Genomic DNA, 19206 nt, shown 5'->3' with positions numbered 1-19206 from the left:
CGTACATAAAAAAACCGGAAGCGCTTGCAACACTCCCGGTAAATAATGTCTGGGCCCAAAAAGAAAACAACATCCCGTTACGAATTATTGATTTCAAATTTCCCAAACACTACAAAAGTATGGATTTAAACTTATGTGGTAGGGCTTCCTATTCCCGGAAGCTCTCATCAACCAAAAATTATTTCGGAATCCACGTTTTCCGAAGTCAAATTTTACTCGTTATGAAACTGACTACCTTTTTGTTGCTAGTGGCCTGCCTGCAGATCAGCGCAAAAGGATTATCTCAGCAAATATCCCTGTCTGAAACTAAAGCACCCCTCAAAAAGGTGTTAAAATCAGTAGCACGTCAGGCGGGTATTTCCATCATTTATGATGAAGATTTGCTGGCTTCCGCTCATCCTGTTACTATAGAGGTTAAAAACGTACCAGTACGACAAGTTCTGGATATGGCACTCGCAGATCAGCCCTTCTCCTATGTGGTGGATGGCTCCCGCATCATTGTCAAAAGTCTGCCCGAAACAAAACCTGCTGATGTTGATACTATTATCACCGTTACCGGCCGTATCACGGATGAAAAAGGTGACCCTTTACCCGGCACCAGCATCCGTATAAAAGATAGCAAAAGTGGTGCTGTGACAGATGGTACAGGTTCCTATTCTATCAAGGTACCTCCCGGCTCTACCCTGATCGTAAGCGCTGTGGGCTTTGAACCTGTCAACTGGGCAGTGACTAAGTCATCTATGAACTTTATCCTGAAAATATCACAGACTGCCCTCACCGAAACTGTGGTAGTTGGTTATGGTGTACAAAAGAAAAGTGTTGTCACCGGCGCCATCTCCAGTGTAAGAGCTGCTGACCTGGAAAGCCAGCCTGTTACCCGCCTCGAAGGTGCCCTCCAGGGCCGTACTTCAGGTGTTACCATCGCTGCCGGTTCTGGTCAGCCAGGTTCCAGCGCTACTGTACGTGTGAGAGGTCTCACTACTTTTAATAACAACGATCCTCTCTGGGTGATTGATGGAGTGGTGGTCGATAATGGCGGTATCGGTTACTTAAACCAATACGATATCGAATCTATCGAAGTATTGAAAGATGCTGCTTCCCAGGCTATTTATGGTGCACGTGCTGCTGCGGGTGTAATCCTCGTGACTACCAAAAAAGGTAAAGCCGGTACCCTGCAGGTCAACTACAATGGTTACTATGGTAACTCTGAACCTGCCCGCAAACTGAAGCTCCTCAATGCTACGGAATATGCTACCCTGCGTAATGAAGCTTCTGTAGCTGCCGGCAATGGCATCGTCTACGCTGATCCTGCTTCTTTAGGTAAAGGCACCGACTGGCAATCCCTCATCTTCAACAACAGCGCTGCGCGCCAAAACCATGAAGTGAGTGTAAGCGGCGGTAATGATAAGTCAACTTTCTATTCCTCTTTCGGTTACCTGAAACAGGATGGTATCGTTGCTACCGACATCTCTAAATATGAACGCATCAACCTGCGTCTGAACTCTACACACAAACTGTCCAAATACGTAACCCTCGGCGAAAACGTTGGCTATGCTTACGACAAAGCCCTGGGTGTAGGTAATACCAACAGCGAATTCGGTGGCCCGCTCAGTTCCGCTATCAACCTGGATCCAACTACGCCTGCCGTAATTACGGATCCTGCTGTAGCCGCTGCCGCACCTTATACCAATACCGGTATTCGCCGCGATAAGAATGGTAATCCTTATGGTATTTCCAGCGCTGTAGGACAGGAGATCACGAACCCACTCGCCTATATTTCCACACGTCTGGGTAACTATAACTGGTCACACAACATCGTAGGTAATACCTACCTGGAAATAGTGCCTGTTAAAGGTTTGAAACTCCGCTCTACCCTCGGTACTAAAATCGCCTTCTGGGGATCTGAGACTTTCACACCCATCTCTTACCTGAACTCATCTACCATCTCTTCCCGTACTTCTTTTTCACGTAATCAGAATTCAGGATTTGCATGGAATATAGAAAATACCGCTTCTTATACTAAAGATATCCGTAAGAACTCCTTCACCATCCTCTTAGGTCAGGGCGCTTATATGGACAACCGTACAAGAGCGACCACCGTTACTTTCTACGACGTGCCTGCTAACACTTTTGAAGAAGCAAGCATGAACTTCAAAGTAGCTTCCGACAACCGTACTTCTGACGGTAGTGAAGGTGCTGACCACAGGATCTCTTCACTCTTCGCCCGTGTCAATTACGCTTACGATGAAAAGTACCTCATTGAAGGTATCGTACGTCGTGATGGTTCTTCCCGCTTCGGTGCCAATAACAAGTATGGTACTTTCCCATCCTTCTCACTGGGGTGGAATATCTCTAAAGAAGGCTTCTGGCCCCAACAGAACCTCGTAAACTTCCTCAAACTGAGAGGTGGTTATGGTGTAGTAGGTAATGATAACATCGGTGACTTTGCCTACCTGTCTACCATCGGTAGCGGCAGAAACTATGCCTTCGGTAATTCCGGTAGTTACCAGATCGGTTACAGTCCGAATGCCCCTTCTAACCCTGACCTGAAATGGGAATCTACCAGTCAGACAAACGTTGGTTTTGAAGCCACTGTTTACAACGACTTCAGAGTCGCTTTCGACTGGTATAAAAAGGTGACTAAAGACATCTTGCAGAACCCACGCATTCCTTCATACGTTGGTGCAATCTCTAACCCTGCTGCGAACGTAGCTGATATGGAGAACACCGGTGTGGAACTGGAACTGGGTTATCACAAAAAGGTAGGCGAAGTAGACCTGAATGTAAATGCGAACGTTTCTTATACAACTAACAAAGTAACCAACCTGGGTACTGGTATCAAATACCTCTCCGGTGGTCAGACATTCCAGTCTTCCAGCTATCCTATCACCCGTACCGCCCTTGGTCAGCCACTGAATAGCTTCTATGGTTTCAAGACAAATGGCATCTTCCAGAACCAGTCCGAAGTTGATAATTACACCAGCAAAGCAGGTGGTAAAATTCAACCTGATGCAAAACCCGGTGATTTCCGTTGGGTAGATACTGATGGTGATGGTACGATCACAGAAGCTGACCGTCAGTTCCTCGGTAATCCTACACCTACCTGGACTTACGGTGGTACCATCAATGCTGCTTACAAAGGCATCGACATCGTAGTATTCATTCAGGGTTCCGCTGGCAACAAGATCTTCCAGGGCCTTCGTCGCCTGGATATCCTGAATGCAAACTGGCAGACAAAAGCCCTGGGTCGCTGGACTGGCGAAGGTTCTACAAACGATTATCCAAGGCTGATATCTACTGATCCTAACAGAAACTTTACCAATCCTTCCGATTTCTATCTGGAAAATGGTAGCTATTGCAGAATCAAATCTTTACAACTGGGTTACTCCATTCCTAACACGATCACCAAAAGAGTGGGCATCGAGAAATTCAGAATTTATGTAATGAGCGAAAACCTGCTCACATTCACTAAGTACACCGGTTATGATCCTGAAATCGGAGGTGGCGTATTCAGCATCGACAGAGGTATCTACCCTCAGGCAAGATCCTTCATGCTGGGTGTTAACGCTACTTTCTGATAAACTGATAAAAGCAAATTACAATGAAGAAAAAATACATTCCACATATATTGACATTCGCTATTGGCCTGCAAATAATGAGCGGCTGTAGCAATAGTTTCCTTGAAGTAAAACCAAAAGGCACTGACCTCGAAGCGAACTATTACAAAGATCAGACTGAGGCCTTCAACGGGCTGGTAGCTTGTTATGATGTAGTAGGCTGGCAGGGTGGTAACTATGTAACCAAAGTTGGTGCCATGAACGCCGGTTCTGACGACCACTATGCAGGTGGTGGTGGTGCCAATGACGTAACCGCTTTCCAGGTATTCGCCAACTATACTCTCACACCTGATCAGGGACCACAGGATGAACTCTGGAAGAAAGGTTTCTCTGGTATCTTCCGTGCAAACACACTGCTGGAAAAGCTCCCGGGTGTACCCATGGACGAAGCGACCAAAGCCCGTTATACTGCGGAAGCAAAATACCTCCGTGCATTTTTCTACTTCGACCTGGTACGTTTATTCAAAAATATACCACTCTTCACCAAACCTGTTTCTACCAGCGACATGTACAACGTGTTGCAGGCGACTCCTGAAGATGTGTACAAACAAATTGAAACAGACCTGCAGGATGCCATTGCAGAAACCAATCTGCCTGATCAGGTACCTATTGCTACCGAAGGTGGTCGTGCTACCAAAGGTGCTGCACACGCGCTGTTAGGTAAAGTATATCTCTATGAACAAAAATATAGCGCTGCTGCAACAGAACTGGCCGAAGTAAATGGTACAGTGCCAGGTAGCACCAATTCAAAATATGGTTATAACCTGCTGGCTAACTTTGCCGATCTCTGGAAGTCAGACAATGGTTCCAAGTATAACAGCGAGTCTATTTTCGAAGTAGCATTTACAGCTAGTTCCGCAGGCTCATGGGATTGCGTGTCTTGTACAGAAGGTAATGTGCTGAACATTATGGTGGGCCCAAGAGGTTACAAAGCATTGAAAGCAGGTGCCCCTGATTACGTATCCGGATGGAGTTTCCTCGTAGTGACCAAAGAACTGTTTGATGCCATTCACTACGATCCCCGTTATAATGCAACCGTTGCCAACCTGGATAGCTTACAGGCCAATGGCATTGCCAGCTATGAACCTGGTTATAAAAATACCGGTTACTTCCTGCAAAAGCTCATTGGTTTTAACTACAATAAAACTACCGGTGGTGGTAATATTGAGTTGAACTTTCCACAGGATCTGTACGAAATCCGCTTAGCTGATACGTACCTCATGGAAGCAGAAGCACTCGTGAAAGCAGGACAAGGTGGTGGCGCCGGTACCCGTGCTTATCAGTTGCTGAATGCAGTACGCGCCCGCGTAGGTCTTACTGCTATCGAAGCGACAGATGACAACATCTTCAATGAAAGAAGACTGGAACTGGCTGGCGAAGGCCATCGCTGGTTCGACCTGGTACGTACTGGCAGAGCACCTTCCGTACTCGGTAGTCGTGGCTTTATTGCTGGTAAGCATGAGATATTGCCAATTCCACTGTTAGAGTTGGAAAATACAAAGCTGGAACAAAGCAAAGAATGGGGAGGAACTAAATAACACATCAAACCGATTTACATGAAACGCTATATAGGTACTTTGGCAGTGGCAGCGATGTTGTCCTGCGCTATGCCGGCTTGTACGCCGGAATCATCCACAAAGGAGCTGGGCGCTTTGCCTACTGCCTCTTTCACCGCTACACCCATATCGTCCAATCCGAATAGGGTAGTGGTCACTTCTACTACCAAAGGAGGCTTTATCTGGAACTGGACGATTAGCGATGGTACGACTGCCACAGGGGAATTTGACACACTGCATTTCTCTAAAGCAGGAGAGTATACGGTTCAACTCACCGTATTCACAAATGGTGGTTATGCCACTACTGCACAGAAACTCACGATTGCCAATGATGCACCCACAAAAGATTTGCTGAATGCAACAGACTGGACGATCCTGAATACTGGGGGTACACAAACTACTATCACCAATACAAATGGTACATTGAATTTCTCTAACACCGGCAATACCAATGGTGCAATCTACCAGATGGTAATGGTAAAAGCACACACTCCTTATACCGTTGCTGCTAATATCAAAGGTGCCGGTGCTACCAACAGCTGGTTGGAAGTATATTGTGACACCATCGCGCCAGTTCAGGGCAAAGATTATGGTGGAACAAAATACATAGCCATGAATACATGGTCCGGTTGCGGCTCCATTCCATTCGATGGTAACATCGCTGAAATAGGCTGTGATGGCGGTGGAAAAGGAAAGAATGGCTATATGGAATTTTCCAAAGCTGATACAGCCTGGGTAGTGATAAAAGGCGGTAGCTCCGGTGGTACATTGGGTACTGGCGGGATGACGCTTTCTAATATTCAATTCCTCGAAGAACAATAATTTTAACTCTTATCAGCTGTTTTTTGGAGCTGCCGAAAACAGCTCCAAAAAAACAGCCAAACCCGATTTTGATTGCTGCCGAAGGTGGCAATCAAAATCGGGAAATTCAATCCACGCTTATGCTCGCAAGATATCTCCCTCTTCTCCTTCTCTTCTTCACCTCCTGCTCCGGCAAAGGAAGTACCGATACTACCTCCACCGGGCCTGTCACCCCCACATCCCCCGTCGATAGTGGCTGGACCTTCGAATCCACTCCCTCCTGGGCAGATGAATTCGACTACTCCGGCGCTCCCGACCCCAACAAATGGGGCTACGACCTGGGTGGCAGTGGCTGGGGTAACAACGAGCTGGAATATTACACCAACTCCACCGACAATGCCAGCGTGGCAAACGGTGTACTGAGCATCACTGCCAGAAAAGAAACAAAAGAAAACAGAAATTACACATCTTCCAGGATGGTCACCACCAACAAAGGTGACTGGCTCTACGGCCGTTTTGAAATCAAAGCAAAACTCCCCGCCGGCAAAGGCACCTGGCCTGCCATCTGGATGCTACCTACGGACTGGGCATATGGCGACTGGCCTAAATCAGGCGAAATCGACATCATGGAACATGTAGGTTACGACCCCGGAAATGTCCATATCAGTGCCCACACAGAAGCTTATTATTTCAAACTAAACACCCAGAAAACAAGTACGAAAAAGGTAGACAACGTCACCTCCGCCTTCCACCTCTACCGATTAGACTGGACACCATATGCCCTTAGGGGGTATATCGATGACATGCTGGTATTCCAGTTTGTAAATGAAGGGAAAGGGTACACTGTATGGCCATTCGACAAACGCTTCCACATCCTCCTGAACCTCGCTGTAGGCGGTGACTGGGGTGGGATTCAGGGCGTAGATGACAGCATCTTTCCCGTAGCGATGGAAGTCGATTATGTAAGGGTATATAAAATGAAAAGTAAATGAGACTAAACCATATATTTTGCTCCCTGCTCTTCTGCTTTGCCAGTTGTAAGGGAGGTAGCAATGATACGACTACCATCATAGTTCCACCTCCCGTAGGTGAATTAACTACTGACGTCACTTTCTGGCTCACCAAAGCAGATAAAAGTGTACTGCTGTCAAAGCAAAACGTCAGTCTGCTATTTAAAGATACCGTCAATGTGTATCCTACTATTAAGGTAGAAGACGGCACCACTTATCAATCTATCGATGGTTTCGGTTATTGCCTCACCGGTGGTAGCGCTACACTCATTAATAAGTTGCCATCTACCACCCAGGATGCCCTGCTCAAAGAATTATTCGCTACCGATAGTGGATGCATCGGCGTTAGTTATCTCCGCATCAGCATCGGTGCCTCTGACCTGAGTGCAGCACCTTTTACATACGATGACATGCCTACCGGTCAGACGGATGTAAACCTTGCCCAGTTCAGCATCAGCAAAGAACAAACCGACCTGATACCAGTACTGAAAAAGATCATCGCCATCGCACCGAATATCAAAATACTCGGCTCTCCATGGTCTGCACCAGTATGGATGAAAGATAACGGTGGCTTTGTAGGTGGTAGTCTCAAACCTGAATACTACGACACCTATGCGCAATACTTTGTAAAATACATCCAGGCTATGAAAGCGGAAGGCATCACTATCGACGCGATCACTCCGCAAAATGAACCTTTGCATGGGGGCAACAACCCCAGCATGGTCATGCAGGCTACTGAACAGGCAACATTTATTAAGTCTGCTTTAGGTCCCGCATTTAAATCAGCAGGTATCACGACGAAGATCATCGCCTACGATCACAACGCTGACAGACCTGATTATCCTGCCACAGTACTACAGGATGCAGATGCCAAACAATATGTAGATGGCTCCGCATTTCACTTGTATGGCGGTGATATCAGTGCATTGACACAGGTCCATAATGCATTTCCAGATAAAAATGTCTACTTTACAGAGCAATGGGTAGGTGCCCCTGGTGATTTTGCTTCTAATCTGCAATGGCATATAACAAATCTCATCGTCGGTGCCACCCGCAACTGGAGCCGGAATGTGCTGGAATGGAATCTGGCTTCCGACCCTAACTATAATCCACATACTGATGGAGGTTGCAGTACCTGTATGGGTGCACTCACTATCAGTGCCGACGTTACGAGGAATGTATCTTATTATATTATAGCACATGCATCAAAGTTCGTAAGGCCCGGTTCCACGAGGATTGCTACCAATGTCACCAGCCAGCTGGACAATGTGGCGTTCAAAACGCCTGATGGGAAAAGAGTATTAATTGTGATCAATAATGCCAGCGCTCCCCAATCATTCAACATCCAGTTCAATGGCAAAGTCGTTACGTCCACGTTGACAAATGGTGCCGTAGGTACTTATATCTGGTAAGATGAACACGTTTAAACTGGTAATAATTAAAACAATGAAGAGAGCAATTTTGGCTGGGCTGTTGCTGGCGACTTACGCCGGTTACGCAAAAGGTCCTCAACCGGGAGATACCCTTTCCCGCAAAACAGTGACCGTTTACACTACAGCCGCGAGTACACAGTTAAGAATGTCAGCAACGGATAAGTTATCATTTACCTCGGCAAAGCAACCGTTTGAAACGGATGCCTGTATTTTCGTAGATCCTGCAAAGACCTTTCAGACCATGACCGGTATTGGTGGTGCACTGACAGATGCTTCTGCACAAGTGTTTGCAAAACTCCCGAAGGACAAGCAGGCAGAACTCCTGAAAGCTTATTTTGATCCCGTAAATGGCATTGGCTATACATTGGCCCGTACCAATATTCATAGCTGCGATTTTTCCAGCGATAGCTATACATATATTGAGGAAGGGGATAGTACGTTGAAGACATTCAATGTAAAGCATGATATGACTTACCGCGTTCCGTTTATCAAAGCTGCCATTGCAGCTGCAGGCGGTAAGCTCACTCTCTTTGCAAGTCCATGGAGCCCTCCGGCATTCATGAAAGATAATGGTAGTATGCTGCATGGTGGTAAACTCCTGCCTCGTTACTATCAGGCATGGGCAAATTACTATGTGAAGTTCATTAAGGCATACGAATCTCTCGGTATTCCGGTATGGGGTTTAAGTGTGCAGAATGAGCCGATGGCAAAACAGATATGGGAATCCTGCAACTTTACTGCTGAAGAAGAAAGAGATTTCATCAGGTATTATTTAGGTCCCACCTTACAACGTGCCGGTATGAGCACGAAGAAACTCATCGCATGGGATCATAACCGTGACCTGATCTATCACCGTGCCAGCACAATTCTCGAAGACCCTGCAGCTGCAAAGTTTGTTTGGGGTATTGGTTACCACTGGTATGAAACATGGACTGGTAGCACCATGGAATTCGATAATGTACGCAAAGTAAAAGAAGCATTTCCTGATAAGAACCTCATCTTCACAGAAGGTTGTGTAGAAGCGTTCAAACTGGATAAAGTCAATGATTGGGCACTGGGTGAGCGTTATGGCACCTCTTTATTGAATGATTTCAATAGTGGTACAGTCGCCTGGACTGACTGGAATATCCTACTGGATGAGAAAGGTGGTCCTAATCACGTAGGTAATTTCTGTTTTGCACCTGTGCATGCAGATACAAAGACGGGTGATCTGATTTATACGAATGCTTATTACTACATGGGGCATTTTTCTAAATTCATTCGTCCTGGTGCAAAGCGTATCGTCGCATCTTCAAACAGAAGTGATCTCCAAACGACTGCTTTTGTAAATAAAGATGGTAAGACGGTAGTAGTGGTGCTGAATACAAGTGATAAAGAATTCGCTTATAAGCTGTGGATAAAAGGGAATAGTACAGATGTAAAGAGTTTACCACACTCAATTGAAACCTTAGTGATCAACTAGTAATTTATACTTCGCTAATTAATACTTCGTGCTTTATGGTGCTTGCCTGAGGGCAAGCACCATAAAGCACGCGAGCCGATCGAACTGTTCGCGAAGCGAACGGTTCGATCGGCTCAACAAAATCAAACGGCTAAAAACTAAAAGCCCCGCCTCAACCGAGGCGGGGCTTTTAGTTTTATACACCACACGACTTAATTCTTATCCCACCACATATGCGTAGCCGCATTATCAGCCCCACCTAACAATGAAATCCCCTTATTCAACTCCGTCGCATTCGTATTATACTCCTGCTGTGGATAAGGCAACCTTCTCACACCTTCCGCATCACTCACCACACCTGAACTCTGGTTATGCGCCACAGGGAACAATTTAGGATACCCTGTTCTCCTATGCTCTGTCCACGCTTCCTGACCCTCAGGGAACATCGCAATCCATTTCTGTGTAATAATCCTTTCCATTTTCACATCCGTACTTGCAGCATCATCCCACTGAATAGTAATAGTAGACTGTGCCTCCTTATCATTAGCACTATTCTTCGGATCTACATAAGCCGCAGGCGTACTTGTAGCATCACTCAGATAACTACCAATCGTTGCACTCCACTGGTTCATAGAAGTAGTAATACCTTCATTGTACAGCTCCTGTGCACTCCCACCTGCATTCGCCCAACCACGTAACGCAGCTTCTGCTCTCAGAAAGTATACTTCCGCAGCCGTCATAATCTGCACAGGTGTAGCCAGTGAAAATGAAGAACCCAGTGCAGAATACCCGAGATAATCATCTTTGGTATTAGAACTGGTCACCGCACCCAAACGGATACCAATATATTGTGAAGTAATTTTGGAATCTGTAGACATACCCAGGTACTTGCTGATCCTTGGGTCATTGTACCCATTCAGATAACAGGCAATATCAGCACCTATACGGGTATCGCCCCAGTTCCTGTCGATATACACCAGCGGGTTCGTAAAGCTGCCACCCAATTGTACATTCATGTTACCACTGTTAGCAGTGATCACACCACCATTGGAAGGATTCAGTGCTTTCTCTGCCTGCGCCTGTGCAGTAGTTACATCCGCTTTCACAATGTGCATCGCTAAGCGCAGACGAAGAGAGTTGGCAAACTGTAACCACTTCGTGAAGTTACCGCTATACACCAGGTCGAAGTTCGCAAAGGTGAAAGGCAGTGAATCAGCATTGTTGATATAGCTCTGCAGGTTGGCAGTAGCAGTATCCAGCTCCAGGAAAAAACGTTTGTAAATATCTTCCTGGCTGTCATAAGGCAGATCCGTCTTTGAACTTCCCGCCTGGCTGTATGGAATAGGACCATAGATGTCAGTCACACGGCTCATACCTGCTACCCGTATAATCTGTGCTACCGCCCATACTGCAGGATATGCAGTATCGATACGGTTAGTACGTAGTTTGGAGATAGGAGACATGATGTTCAGATAACCTACTTTAAATGCCTCACCATTCCATCCTGTCATCATAAAGTAGTTGGTATTATTCAGACCACCATTGAATGGGTTGGGAGACATAAAGTAACCTGAAAACATATCCGCATTCAGGTTCTGCTGCACCTGGTAGGAGTTAGGGTCGCCACCACCGGAAAAGTTGATGATGGAACGCTCTGCCTGCAACAGGTAAATACCCACATCATTAAAGTCAGGTTTCAGCTGACCAGTGGAAACACCTGTATTATCCGTATTATAATCCTCAAAGTTCTTCGTACATGCAGTAGCACCCAGGAGTAGTACTGCAATAATTATATAGTAGCGTTTCATTTTTTCGATCAGTTTTACAGTTAGAAAGTAGCATTCAGACTCAGACCATAACTGCGTAATGCAGGCTGCATGAAAATATCTACACCAGACAAACCATTTGCAGTAGACATCGTCAACTCAGGATCAAACGGTGCTTTCTTATAGAAATAGAGCAGGTTACGTCCGGTCAGAGAGAATTTCAGCGCCTTGATAAATACATCTTTCAGTGGAACGGTATAACCCAGTGCCATTTCACGCAGACGAACAGTCGTCGCATTGTACATGTACTCGCCAGACACCGCTTCACGACCACCTACAGTAGAATACCAGGTATGTGCATCGACAGAAGTTACAGCATTACCACTTGGATCAACACCGTTTATTTTTACGCCGCCTGCATCTCTTGCATCACCAGATGCTTTAGACACACCGTACAGGTCCATCATAGACTGAGTTACAGACATTACCTTACCTCCGAACTTACCATCAATCAGCATAGACAGGGTGAAGTTCTTATAACCGAAGTTGTTGTTCCATCCCAGTTGGAATTTGGTGTTGGAGTTACCGATATACACCATATCGCCAGTCTGTTTGATAGGCGTACCATTTGCATCTACCATGATCCTGCCTTGTTCATCTTTCTTCAGTACAGTACCATAGATGTCACCAAACGAACCACCTACTTTGAATTTAGACGCATAGTTGGAACCAGAAGCACCGGTCAGGGTGAAGTAATCTACACCATCAGCCAGTTCTATGATCTTGTTTTTGTTGGTAGCGAAGTTCACACCGGTGTTCCATGTAAATTTGGAATCACGGAATACGTCGTAACGCACCACTGCTTCCACACCCTGGTTCTGGATGTTCCCGGCATTGATATAATAAGAATCATAGTAAGAAGCCTGGCTGGCAGATATCTGCAAAGTCTGGTTCCTGGTATTCGTTTTATAATAAGTCGCATCCACACTCAGCCTGTTTTTGAAGAAGCGCCACTCAGTACCAAATTCCAGTGAATTTGTTTTCTCTGGTTTCAGATCCGTGAAAGGAGCGACCGTATTACCAACGATGGAACCACCTGCACCAAGGGTATTCAGGGCAGGATAGGATTGGTAGGCTAAAGGAGCGTTACCCACCTGGGCATAGGAACCACGCACTTTGGCGAAGCTCACCCACTCAGGTAACCTGGTTACAGAACTCAGGATGACATTAAGCCCGACTGAAGGATAGAAATAAGAATAAGTAGAAGTAAAGGCCAGGTTGGATGACCAGTCGTTACGAGCAGTCAGATCCAGGTAGAACCAGTCTTTGAAAGAGATGTTTGCACTTCCGAATACAGACTGGAACTGGCTATGGTTGTTAGGCAATGTACCGGAGTTCGCTCCGTTCATTGTTACAAAGTTCTGCAGGGTGAAAATGTTTGGAATATGCAGACCATCTTTACCGGAGTTGAATTTCTCACCGGTAGTCTTCACATCGCGCAGCGCACCACCTACGACACCTGTTACACGCCAATCTTTTCCGATAGGAACATTGAAGTTCAGCAACAGGTCGCCATACTGCTGATTGGTAGTCAGGTTCTGGTACACATATACACCACTGGAATCAGATACATAAGTAGCATTGTCAGCATATACTTTCTGATCGTATATGTCATTGATCCTGTCAATACTTCCTCTTGCCTGTACGCTCAGGTATTTGTTGATTTCATATTTCAGACTGGCGTTCAGCAGGATACGGTTTCTGTCCAGCTGGTTAGGATCACGGTACAGGATCCACCATGGATTTTGCTGTACATCTTCATTGAAAGCCCAGTTCTGCACCATCAGACCGTTTCTGGCCGGATCGGCTACTTCAAAATTATTTTTGTACTGAGACAGGTTGCTGCCACGTGGGTAGAGGTATAAACCTGTCAGCGGATTGAAATAAAAACCGGAGAGCGGTGTATTGTCAATCTTCTGGGTGACGTAGTTTACATCCGCTTCAGCAGTCAGCTTATCATTCAGGAATTTACCTGTTTCTTTAAAGCTGATGTTGTTACGACCCAGTTTATTGGTAGGCTGAATACCTTTTGCGCTGGTATTAGCATAAGAGAAATAAGTCTGTGTCTTATCAGTACCACCTGCAAGGCTGATCGCGTTGGTGACATTGTTACCAGTCTGGAAAAAGTCACTTACATTATCATGCGCTTTGGTAGTCAGTTTACTGCCCCAGCTCTGGGTACTCCCATCTGTAGTCTGGCCATAAGTGTTCTGGAATTCTGGTTTGTAAGCAGCCTGACTCAGGGTAAGACCTGAAGAGTAGTTGATGGTAGTACGACCTGCTTTACCACTTTTGGTCGTGATCAGTACCACACCGTTTGCACCCTGGCTACCATACAGCGCAGCTGCAGAAGCACCTTTCAGAATAGAGATGCTCTCGATATCTTCAGGGTTCATGTTGGAGATAGGGTCACCACCATCATAAGCGGTGCTACCACCATACGCACTGTTTGGCTGGTTGGTGAGGGTGTTGTTCATAGGCACACCATCAATTACATAGAGTGCCTGGTTATTACCCAGACCAGATTTGCTACCACGCAGTATTACTTTTGCAGAACCACCCACACCTGAAGCGCTGCTGGAAATAGTCAGACCAGCTACTTTACCATTCAGGGTGTTCATCAGGTTGGGATCTTTTGCCTTGGTCAGTTCCACACCGCTAACCTGTTGGGTGGCATAAGTGATGGATTTCTCAGAGCGTTTGATACCCAGTGCCGTAACGACTACAGTACCCAGCTGTTTATTGGTTTCAGCGAGTTTGATCGTCAGGGAGGTGTTGCTACCTACAATAATTTCCTGCTTGTCAAATCCGATGTAGCTGATAACCAGTACGTCTGTAGGTTGTGCCTCCAGGGTAAAGTGACCGCCTGCATCCGTCATCGCACCTCTGGTTGTACCTTTTACCTGGATACTTACATTCTGAAGCGGATGGCCAGCAGAGTCAGTAACAGTACCAGTGACAGCAGCTGTAGGAATGGGAGCGGGAGCGACTTCCCGGGGAGCTTTTTTAGGACTGATCACGATGATCTTGTCCACAATAGAATAAGTCAATGCTTTGTCGTTCAGACAGTTGTTCAGTACAGCGGTAAGGGCTTGTCCCTGAGCATTGATATTAATGGCGCCTTTGCCTTCCAGCAATTTGGCGTCGTACACAAATTCATAACCCGTCTGCTTGCTGATGGAATTGAACACCTCATACAGTGAAAGGTGCTTTCCGGAGATGCTAACGGTTTGGGAATAGGTTTTAGCAGATAGCTGGAGTGTAAATACCAGCGTTAAAATGGCAGTTAATTTCATAACTAACAACAATTTTCTGTGCAAAAGACTTACTCCACCATGTGAAGTAGTTTTGCATGAAGCGCATAGTTCCATACTTTTGTTTCCTGGCTTTTTTAGTAAATCAAATTTTTCTTGAGTCAAAGAGAAATTGGTAGCCATGTTGCCGGGTTCCGATGGCAGTCGGGCCCGGTTTTTTTATGTTCAGACGTGGCAGCGTCATTTACAAGTGTGGGTACCTTTCTTTATTGTTCACATACAACAATAGTCTCTACGTGGTCATAACGGAATTGTTTTTAAAAATTACAAAATATATATCCCCCCTTTAGCCGGGATTGATTAGTGCAACGTGGCAGGTGAAACGGTCACATTGTGGCCATTCACCTCAAAATGAACCCTTTGGGTAGCCTCCAGGGCCTTGAACAGGTTATTGGCATCTTCCCTGCGGGAGATCACACCTGTCAGGTCAATGTCCGATACATCACCATTGTAAGCCACATCCATATCATACCACCTGGATAGCTGGCGCATGATGGTTTTGATATTGGTGCTCCTGAACCGGAACTTGCCGTCTTTCCAGGCAAGGGTTTGTTCCAGATCTGCGGGAGCAATGGCAAAGGTGTTGTCTGTCAGACTAGCTTCCAATCCGGGTTTCAGTACATTCTTCTGGTTGCCGTACACTACTTGTACAGCGCCGTCTACCAGGGCGGTTTTTACAGCTTTTTCATCGGCATAGGCCATGATATTGAAACTGGTGCCCAGTACTTTTACGGTCATATCCTTATCAGCAGCCTTTACCTGTACAGAAAACGGATGGTTAGACTGCTGGGCGATTTCGAAATATGCTTCTCCTGTAATGCTGACCAACCTTTCCTTTCCGACAAAGGCAGTTGGGAAACGGATACTGCTGGCGGCATTGAGCCATACCTTGCTGCCATCGGCCAGCGTAAGCTGGTATTGGCCTCCATGAGGAGTGGTGACGGTGTTGTACATCACCTCATTGCCTCCGTTTGCCTGATAACTCAGGTTACCGTTGGTATTTTTGATCTGGGTGTTACCTTGTTGGGCCAGGGCGCCATTGGCTGCACTGTCAAGTGGAATCTGAGTACCATCAGCGAGGGTCAGCATGGCTTTGTTAGAGCCGGGGGCCAACACCTGAGTTTTTGCAAGGGTAGGGGCCTTTTCAATGTCTTTCTTGTGTAAAAGACTCGTGGTCAATATAATACCAGCAGTTACAGCGGCTGCGGCATACAGGTAGAAACGGCGTTTGTTTTTGACAACAGTCAGATTCTCAGGCTGATCCGCCTGAAAAATGGCATGAAGTATAGCAGAATGATCTTCTTCTTCCCATCCGGCAGAAGGAACGATCCCCTGTAATGAGTGAAGAATATCTTCCCGGAGCAAATCATCCTGCTCCCCGTTGTTAATAGCGTCCATAAGGCGCGCTTTCTCATCGGGAGAGATGTTGTTTTGCTTATACTTATCAAGCAAGAGTTTTAATTCCTGTGCTGTCATAATTGTAAAGACGATGGTGGAGAATAAAAGGAGTATCCGAAATAAAAAAAAGTTAAAAAAAACAAAAAGCCGGCTGCAGGCCCTTTCCGGAAAGAAAAAAGCGCTTCCGGCCTTAGGCGGAAGCGCTTTTTCTTATAAATCCTACATACTTTTCTTAACAAAATTCCTCACCGTCTGCACCGCAATCTGCATCTGTTTCTTCACGGTATGGATTGATATATTGAACTTATTAGATATTTCTTCGTTACTAAATCCTTCTTTTCTAGCTATATACACTTTCTTCCGCTCCGGCGGCAACGCTGCAATCGCCCTTTCCACAATCCCCGCATACTCCCTGTCCTTCACCCTGTAATCCGTATCATTCACCACCTCCACCTGCTGGCGATACAATTGCTCATATGCCTTCTCCCTCACTGCCTGCTTCTTAAACCCATCAAATACATGATTCCGGGTCAGGATAAATAAATAGTCAGAAAAGTCTTGTACCTCTGGCAATACCTCCCTCTTCAGCCAGATTTTCAAAAAAACCTCCTGCACAATTTCCCGTGCCGCCAGGTTGTCTTTAAGATAAAGCATGGCCACATCAAACACCTGTTTACTGTACTTATTAAAGACAAGTGTATAAGCAGACTGGCTTCCTTCTCCTATCTGCTGCAATAGTTCCTGTTCTTCCTGTATGAATGAACCTTGCAAAAGTCAATCGTTTGAATGCTGAAATTCCTCGCTAAAATTAGGAACTTACCCCGGATATGCCCAAATATTTATTTTTTAAGTATTAATTAAAACACTAATTGGGAATGAGCTTTCACTGATGCCTTTCAATCTTCAGGGAAAGATAAAACTACTATCTTGTGTTATCTATTAAACAGGAATCAACTCACTATGAGAAAGGCTATCACGTTATTACTCGGGGCTATTGCTCTAACAAACCCGCTTTCTGCTCAAAAGAAAAAGCAAACCTCCGGCAACCCAATCATTCAGGGTTGGTACGCCGATCCGGAAGCCGCCGTATTCGGAAAAGAATACTGGATCTTCCCCACCTATTCTGACAAATACGAAAAGCAGGTTTTCTTCGACGCTTACTCCTCCACTGACCTCGTCACCTGGAAGAAACACCCGAAAGTCCTCGACTCTGCAAATGTAAAATGGGCTAACCGTGCCATGTGGGCGCCTGCTATCATCCGGAAAGACGGAAAATATTTCTTCTTTTTCGGTGCCAACGACATCCAGAACGACAAAGAGAAAGGTGGTATCGGCATAGCCGTCGCCGATAAACCAGGCGGTCCTTACAAAGACTACCTTGGCAAACCGCTCATTGATAAGTTCTACAATGGCGCACAACCTATCGATCAGTTCGTATTTCACGACAAAGATGGTCAGTATTACATTATTTACGGCGGCTGGCAACACTGCAATATTGCCCGCTTAAAATCCGATTTCACAGGTATCGAACCTTTTGCCGATGGTCAGACCTTCAAAGAGATCACACCAAAAGGCTACGTAGAAGGTCCATTCATGTTTATCCGCAATGGTAAGTACTATTTTATGTGGTCTGAAGGTGGCTGGACCGGCCCCGACTATAGTGTGGCATATGCTATCGCCGATAGTCCAATGGGACCATGGCAGCGCATTGGCAAGATCTTACAACAGGACACAGCTATAGCAACCGGTGCCGGTCATCACTCTGTAATCAACGTACCTGGTACAGATAGATGGTACATCGTATACCACCGGCGCCCCCTTACAGAAACTGCTGCCAATAACCGCGTAACCTGCATCGACGAAATGCATTTTGATTCAGATGGGAAAATTCTTCCTGTAAAAATGACGAAAGAAGGTGTAAGGTCCGATAAGTTAAAATAAAACAATCCGAAAGGAACTGCAATACTCAGTAAACATTGCCCATGTTTTATTGTTATAAAATTAAGGTAAACGTTTACAAAGAGTTACGCTTATAAAAAGGGGGTACTTTTTGTATCCCCTTTTCGTTACCCGGCATTCCATTTTTTGGAATAAAACAGGGGTTTTCAAGCGTTCGAAATACATTTATACCCCCTGTTTTGCTAAAACGGTTTACATAAAACCAATACTTGTTAAAATAGTATTTGTTTAACCGCGTAAATGGTAATAATTATGTACAACTTCTTGGTGATGTACGAAATGTTAAAATTTATGTACTTTAGACCTTGAAATCAGCGTCGTAAGTAAATGAAATCTACAACGTGAAAATGAAAAACTACCGTTTCAAAAAGCAATAACTATTTGAATAGTGAAAAAACGGTAATCATATAATAATGGTAAGTAAAAAATCAGTGTTGTCATTTTAAGACTTGTCATTTTAGAATGTAGAACAATACAATAACAGTGAAACTTAAAATTTCGGGAAAAACGTAACAACAACCAAAAATTGTCCTCTTTAACTATTGACTGTATAAGACTATTGAACGAGGGCCAATTACATGAAGTATTCAATGGGGTGAACTTGTAGCTGAACCGATCTGGCATCGTAACAATGAACAATCATTCTTAATCAAAAATTTCTTCTGTGGTTTTAAACTACCAGCTCTGCTGTGCACGTGCGTGTAGCAAAATGTACTGTTATGCACATTAACGGGTAGTTACAACTATACATACTGTCATCTTCAATTTCCATCCACATGTGGTTGATGTATTTCTCTTGCCTTGAAAGAAGGCGAGCCTACCACTTATTTTCTAAAACGAAAATTTTATAC

11 protein-coding genes are annotated in these 19206 nt (G+C 45.3%); 7 read left to right on the top strand and 4 right to left on the bottom strand.

Features of this window, described 5'->3' with window-relative positions; all coding sequences use genetic code 11:
* Positions 1-221 precede the first annotated feature (221 nt).
* The 6 genes from QQL36_RS34960 to QQL36_RS34935 all read left to right on the top strand — a co-directional run bounded on the left by QQL36_RS34960 (position 222) and on the right by QQL36_RS34935 (position 9879).
* Positions 222-3578, top strand: a complete 3357-nt coding sequence (locus tag QQL36_RS34960) for a TonB-dependent receptor (protein WP_321568410.1) — start codon at positions 222-224, stop codon at positions 3576-3578.
* 23 nt (positions 3579-3601) lie between these two features.
* Positions 3602-5155, top strand: coding sequence for a RagB/SusD family nutrient uptake outer membrane protein (locus QQL36_RS34955; protein WP_083729755.1), 1554 nt, complete (start codon positions 3602-3604; stop codon positions 5153-5155).
* A gap of 18 nt (positions 5156-5173) precedes the next feature.
* The gene (locus QQL36_RS34950) at positions 5174-5995 is read left to right on the top strand and encodes a PKD domain-containing protein (RefSeq protein WP_083729756.1); all 822 of its coding nucleotides are present in this window, start codon (positions 5174-5176) and stop codon (positions 5993-5995) included.
* A 119-nt stretch (positions 5996-6114) separates the two neighbouring features.
* On the top strand, positions 6115-6966 hold the full coding sequence (locus QQL36_RS34945) for a glycoside hydrolase family 16 protein (RefSeq protein ID WP_321568409.1): 852 nt from the start codon (positions 6115-6117) through the stop codon (positions 6964-6966).
* A complete protein-coding gene (locus QQL36_RS34940; RefSeq protein WP_321568408.1) occupies positions 6963-8396 on the top strand; it encodes a glycoside hydrolase family 30 protein in 1434 nt (477 codons plus the stop codon). Before QQL36_RS34945 ends, QQL36_RS34940 begins: the two co-directional genes overlap by 4 nt.
* Before the next feature lie 34 nt (positions 8397-8430).
* Positions 8431-9879, top strand: coding sequence for a glycoside hydrolase family 30 protein (locus QQL36_RS34935; protein ID WP_321568407.1), 1449 nt, complete (start codon positions 8431-8433; stop codon positions 9877-9879).
* A 191-nt stretch (positions 9880-10070) separates the two neighbouring features.
* On the opposite strand, the gene QQL36_RS34930 is transcribed toward QQL36_RS34935, so the two are convergent.
* The 4 genes from QQL36_RS34930 to QQL36_RS34915 all read right to left on the bottom strand — a co-directional run bounded on the left by QQL36_RS34930 (position 10071) and on the right by QQL36_RS34915 (position 17167).
* On the bottom strand, positions 10071-11666 hold the full coding sequence (locus QQL36_RS34930) for a RagB/SusD family nutrient uptake outer membrane protein (protein WP_321568406.1): 1596 nt from the start codon (positions 11664-11666) through the stop codon (positions 10071-10073).
* A 20-nt stretch (positions 11667-11686) separates the two neighbouring features.
* A complete protein-coding gene (locus tag QQL36_RS34925; RefSeq protein ID WP_083729759.1) occupies positions 11687-14980 on the bottom strand; it encodes a SusC/RagA family TonB-linked outer membrane protein in 3294 nt (1097 codons plus the stop codon).
* Between the two features lie 318 nt (positions 14981-15298).
* Entirely contained in the window at positions 15299-16474 is a 1176-nt protein-coding gene (locus QQL36_RS34920; protein ID WP_083729760.1) for a FecR family protein, read from the bottom strand.
* Between the two features lie 141 nt (positions 16475-16615).
* Positions 16616-17167, bottom strand: coding sequence for an RNA polymerase sigma factor (locus QQL36_RS34915; protein WP_083729761.1), 552 nt, complete (start codon positions 17165-17167; stop codon positions 16616-16618).
* A 189-nt stretch (positions 17168-17356) separates the two neighbouring features.
* On the opposite strand from QQL36_RS34915, the gene QQL36_RS34910 reads away from it, so the two are divergent.
* A complete protein-coding gene (locus tag QQL36_RS34910; protein ID WP_321568405.1) occupies positions 17357-18337 on the top strand; it encodes a glycoside hydrolase family 43 protein in 981 nt (326 codons plus the stop codon).
* The last annotated feature ends 869 nt before the right edge of the window (positions 18338-19206 follow it).

Origin of the sequence: Chitinophaga sp. LS1 (assembly GCF_034274695.1) — a bacterium.
Lineage (GTDB): Bacteria > Bacteroidota > Bacteroidia > Chitinophagales > Chitinophagaceae > Chitinophaga.
The sequence above is the reverse complement of the archived record's forward strand: the minus strand, read 5'-3'. Positions and strand labels throughout refer to the sequence as shown.